Consider the following 5,258-nt stretch of genomic DNA (forward strand, 5'->3'; position numbering starts at 1 on the left):
TATTGTGCGGCTGCGACGAACCCGCCGAGCGCACGCCGGCGCGGCGAGCATGCGCGTGCCGCGCACGTGGCGCCTGCCATGGGCGCGGATGGTCGTCCAGACGGTGGTGGGCGAGGACTTACGGACGAACGGCTCAGCGGGTCGCCGGTATCGTTATCGGCAGCGTGGGGCTCGCGGGGCTCGCCGTGGCCGGAGGGTTTTCCATTGCAGCGGTGACGACTGATAAGGAATCGCAGCAGTATTGCCCCGAAGACCCGAACAAGTGTTACCCTAAAGGCGTCGCGCTTCGGAACCAGGCCATCACGTACGCCGATACCGCAACGGTGGTGGTAATCGCGTCAGGAGTCGTCGTCGCCACGGGCGTTACGCTGTTCCTCCTCGCGGGGGCACCGAAGTCGCCGAACAAGGCCGCCCGTACGTGGGTCCTCGCGCCCCACGCTTCGCCGCAAGGCGCAGGCCTCGTGCTCGGTGGTGTCTTCTGACGCTTCCGCCCTCCGGAGCCCGCATGCAAACCGCCTTTCAACCCGGGCAAATCCTCCTCGACAAGTACCGCGTCGAGCGTGTGCTCGGCGCTGGAGGCATGGGCGTCGTCGTCGCGGCGAGGCATCTCGCGCTCGATGAGCTCGTCGCGATCAAGTTCATGCTCGGGCCGGGGAATCAGGCGGATGTGACTCGCTTCGTGCGCGAGGCGCGCGCCGCGGTTCGCCTCCGGAGTCAGCACGTGGCGCGTGTCCTCGACGTCGCTGCGCTCGAGGATGGGACGCCGTACATGGTGCTCGAGCACCTCGACGGGAACGACCTCTCGCACGTGCTCCGCGAGCGTGGACCGCTGCCCGTGGAGGAAGCCGCGGACGCGATCCTTCAGGCGTGCGAGGCCATCGCAGAGGCGCACTCCATCGGCATCGTGCACCGGGACATCAAGCCCGCGAACCTGTTCCTCACGCGCGCACTCGACGGATCGTCGTGCATCAAGGTGCTCGACTTCGGCATCGCGAAGTGGGCGAACGCGAGCACGGCGAAGCTCGACCCTTCGCAACCCATGGGATCCGCGCCTTACATGGCGCCGGAGCAGTTCGCAGCGACGACCCACGTGGATGCGCGCACTGATGTGTGGGCGCTCGGTGCGACGCTATTTCACCTTCTGACCGGCAAGATGCCGTTTCACCACGAAGACGTCGACTCGATCCCGTCGATGATGCACGCGGTCTTGCACCGTCCGCCATGGAGGCCGCGCGATCTTCGGCGAGATCTCCCCGAAGCGCTGGAAGCCGTGCTCCTGCGTTGCCTCGAGAAGGACCAAGCCGTGCGGTTCGCCAGCGTTGCCGCACTCGCGGCCGCTCTGGCGCCCTTCGGCTCCGAGCACACGGCGATGTACGCGAAGCGCGCGGCGAAGGTCCTCGGCGAGCCGGAGCACAGCGCACGTCTGCCATCACGTCCCGAGCTCGCGCCAGTTGCAGCGGCACTGACGGCTCCGTCGCAAGCGCAGACGGCGCCATTGCCGGAGCTTGGCGCCACGGCACGATCCGCGGAGCAGACAGGCCCGCTCCCGCAGATCAGCCGCGTGTACGAGGCAGCGACGCCACCGCCCGCAGCAGTCACCGCTCCGCAGCTCGACGCATCTACCCCGAGCAAGCTCCGCGGCCCACCGGTTGCTGCACTCGTAGCCCTTGTCGTGGCGCTGGCAGCCCTCGCGATCGGCATCCGTGTGGGCCGTGAGTCTGTCTCACCGGCTGCGGCCTCCGATGCGCCCGAAGCGAAGGTGCAGCCAACGATGGAGCGGCCGCCCGAGGCTGCCGCCATTCCTCAACCGCCTCTGCCGCCTGCCTCCGATGCTTCGTCTGCGAGGGACACACCCCCACGCGTCGAGACGGCGACGACGAAAGCCATTCCGGCGCAGATTGCACCGCCGCCTCCGCGACGCACGAACTCCCCTCCGCCCGCGACCACGCCCGCCGCGACGACCGCACCGAAGGAGGACCTCTATGGCCGCCGTCGATGACCCGCGCACGCCTGAACAGCAGAACCCGCCGCGCCGACGAGCGGGCTGGGGACGCGCGCTCGCGGTGGTGCTCGCCGCCGGCCTGGTCGCGACCTTCTCGGGATTCTCCTGCAAGTCGTCGACGTGCTCGCAGCCCGAGGACGATCACAACCCATGCACGATCGACGCCTGCGGCAACGGCACGCAGACGCACACTTACCTCGGGGACGGGCATCCGTGCTTCTACGGCGCGCTCAAAGGGAGCTGCGCCGGCGACCTGTGCATGGTCCCGTGCAGCACGAACAAGGACTGCGAGACCGGTTTGCCGTGCGCGTGGAAAGCGTGCACGCAGGGGTACTGCGCCATCGGTCCGAGCGAGCTCACGCCGCCCGACGACGGGAACGCGTGCACCGAGGATAAATGCTTCGACGGGGAGCCGAAGCATTGGCCGAAGCCCGACGGTGCGCCATGCGCGGGAGACCAGGCCGAGTGCCTGATAGGCATTTGCGGGCGATGCGAAACCAAGGCGGATTGCGGGTCCGACACGGCATGTACGACCTGGGAGTGCGAATTTGGCTCCTGCGCTCCTTCGCACAAACCGGAGGGTAGCGTCGTCGTGGCCCAGGAGCTCAAGGGTGATTGCCGGACCTGGATCTGCGATGGGCACGGCGCGATGAAGCTCGATGTCGATCTGGCGGATGCCCCAGCGACCTACGAACCCTGCTTCCAATGGATCTGCGATGGCTGGACCCCCGTACGTCTGCCGACGATCCACCAGCCATGCACGATGAGCGACGGCGATCTTGGCTATTGCGACGATGCTGGCGTTTGCGTCGAATGTGTTCTGGACAAGGACTGTGCCTGGAATGAGCGCTGCGATCACGGCGCTTGCATCACTTGCGGGGATATCATATCGGACGGCCAGGAAATCTGCGGCGGGAGCTGTGGCTTGTGCCTCGGTCAGCCGTGCGAGGAGGACCTGGAATGCGCGGCCAAGAAATGCGTCTTCACCAACGTCGGCGCGAGCAAAGTATGCTGTGACAAGCCGTGCGACGGCCCCTGCGAAGCGTGCTCGGCGTCCGGAGCCTGCCAGGCCGTGTCGGCAGGAACGATCGATTACGAAACGTGTAACAGCCCAGGCGAGGTCTGCAACGGTAAGGGGCAGTGCAAGGTACAGACAGGTTATGCATGCAAATCCAGCGTGGACTGCGCGAGCAAGCTGTGCGACCTCGCCACCGGGAAGTGCAAGCCCTGCGCATCCAACGCGGATTGTGCCGTCTACAACACCACGTGCGACCCCGTGCTGAAGTATTGCAAGTGAAGCCATGCGAGCGCGCCACGTCATCGCTCTGATCACGATTTTCGCAGTCGCGAGTTGTCGACAAACGTTCGGCATCGAGGAGGCTGCCGTGCTCTGCCCGCCGGATGATCCGGCCTGCAAGTACTGCGATACCCCCAACGACTGTGGCCCCGCAGGGGAGTGCCATTCATGGACTTGCGAAGAAAACTCCTGCCGACCCGTCAATGCACCGGCACGGACGAAATGCTCGACGGGCGTTTGCAGCGACGACGCCGTCTCGGAGTGCGTCGCCTGTGTGGCCTACGAGGATTGCCCTCACGGACACTGCAAGGACCACGTCTGCTCCCGCTGCGATGATGGCATCCAGAACGGGTACGAGTCCGGCGTGGACTGTGGCGGGGGAGGCGCCTGCAAGCGTTGCCTCGGATCGGCATGCAGCACCGATGACGAGTGCAAGAGCGGCATCTGCGCGGAAGGGACGTGCTGCAACACGCCCTGCGACGAAGTGTGCGTCTCCTGCAGCATCGCGCCGGGGAACTGCTCGCCCTTGCCCGCAGAGTTTGCCGATACCAGTGGCGACCCGCCGTGCGCGGGGAACAATGCCTGCAACGGAGCGGGGGCATGCCAGACCGCGACAGGCGCATTTTGCACCTCCAATGTCGAGTGCATCAGCGGGCGATGCGTGACGAACCGCTGCGTCAAGCCGCAGGGCGAGCCGTGCACCCAGCCCGAGCAGTGCGCCGATTTTTCTTGCGTCGACGGCGTCTGCACGAAGTAGAGAATCAACGTCGGAGGCCGATGGTCAGGAAAGAGCCCGGAGCCGGCTAACAGCCCGTGGACCTATCGCGAAGGACGATCGACAGGGACTGGAGACGATGGTAGGTTTGTCCGCGTCATGTCGATGGGGCGAAGACGAGAGAAGCAGGCGTCGCTCTTGGGTGGCAGCGCCTTCGCTGCCGCGGTCGCCGGGGCACCGGTTCTACGAGAAGCTAAACGAGCTTCTGCGCGAGAACGGGTTTGACCGGGCCATGGAGGCGACGTGCGCGAAGTATTTCGAGGCCGACGGGACGGCGGGCAGGCCGTCGATCCCGCCGAGGCTTTACTTCCGGATGCTGCTGGTCGGTTTTTTCGAGGGGATCGAGTCCGAGCGCGGGCTCGAATGGCGGTGCTCGGACTCGCTGTCCCTGCGGGAGTTCCTCGGGCTGTTGCCCGGCGAAACGGTGCCCGATCATTCGACGCTGTCCAAGATGCGCAAGCGCCTCGGCAGTGAGGCCTTCGAGGCGATGTTCGCCTTCGTGCTTGGGGTCGTCAATCGCTCCGGGCTTCTCCAGGGTAAAGTCATGGGCGTGGACTCGACGTATCTCCGCGCGGATGCCTCGATGAAGGCGATCGTGCGGCGCGAGACGGGCGAGGTGTACGCGGACTACATCAAGCGGCTGGCGAAGGAGGAAGGCATCGAGAATCCGACCGTGGAGGATGCCCGGCGGCTCGACCGCAAGCGCAAGGGAAAGAAGACGTCGAATACCGATTGGAAAAGCCCCACGGACGAAGATGCCCGCATCACGAAGCACAAGGATGGCCGCACGCGATTGGCCTACAAGAGCGAGCATGTCGTCGACATGAGCACCGGCGTCGTGGTCGCCGCAGAGGTCTATTCAGCGGACCAGGCTGACCCAGCGACGATGGCGCAAAGCCTGGAGCAGGCGCGCACGAATGTCGAGCAGACGAAGAGCAGCAAGGACCGCGATTCGGACGACGATTCGCCCTCGGAGGGCGGCATCAGCGACGCACAGCCCGAGCGTACCGTGCTCGAGGTCGTGGCGGACAAGGGGTATCACAAGGCCGAGCTGCTCCTATCAGCCCGTGGACTTATCCCGAAGGAGGATCGACAAGAACTGGCGACGATGGTAGTTTGTCCGCGTCATGTCGATGGGGCGAACACGTGAGAAGCAGGCGTCGCTCTGGGTGGCGGCTCCTTCG

5 protein-coding genes are annotated in these 5,258 nt (G+C 65.7%); all 5 read left to right on the forward strand.

Annotation, left to right across the window (positions count from 1 at the left end; genetic code table 11):
* Positions 1-212: 212 nt before the first annotated feature.
* Positions 213-482 (forward strand): hypothetical protein, encoded by a 270-nt coding sequence (locus QHF83_RS52765; RefSeq protein ID WP_282425781.1) that lies wholly within the window; start codon positions 213-215, stop codon positions 480-482.
* A gap of 23 nt (positions 483-505) precedes the next feature.
* Complete coding sequence (locus QHF83_RS52770) at positions 506-1,999, forward strand: serine/threonine-protein kinase (RefSeq protein WP_282425782.1); 1,494 nt, start codon at positions 506-508, stop codon at positions 1,997-1,999.
* Positions 1,983-3,299 carry a hypothetical protein gene (locus QHF83_RS52775; protein WP_282425783.1) on the forward strand — a complete coding sequence of 439 codons (1,317 nt, stop codon included), beginning with the start codon at positions 1,983-1,985 and terminating at the stop codon, positions 3,297-3,299. The genes QHF83_RS52770 and QHF83_RS52775 overlap by 17 nt, the downstream gene beginning before the upstream one ends.
* A gap of 4 nt (positions 3,300-3,303) precedes the next feature.
* Positions 3,304-4,056 (forward strand): hypothetical protein, encoded by a 753-nt coding sequence (locus tag QHF83_RS52780; RefSeq protein WP_282425784.1) that lies wholly within the window; start codon positions 3,304-3,306, stop codon positions 4,054-4,056.
* Positions 4,057-4,216: 160 nt separating this feature from the next.
* Positions 4,217-5,224, forward strand: coding sequence for a transposase (locus tag QHF83_RS52785; protein WP_282425785.1), 1,008 nt, complete (start codon positions 4,217-4,219; stop codon positions 5,222-5,224).
* The last annotated feature ends 34 nt before the right edge of the window (positions 5,225-5,258 follow it).

Origin of the sequence: Polyangium sp. 15x6 (assembly GCF_029960785.1) — a bacterium.
In the GTDB taxonomy this organism is placed as follows: domain Bacteria; phylum Myxococcota_A; class Polyangia; order Polyangiales; family Polyangiaceae; genus Polyangium.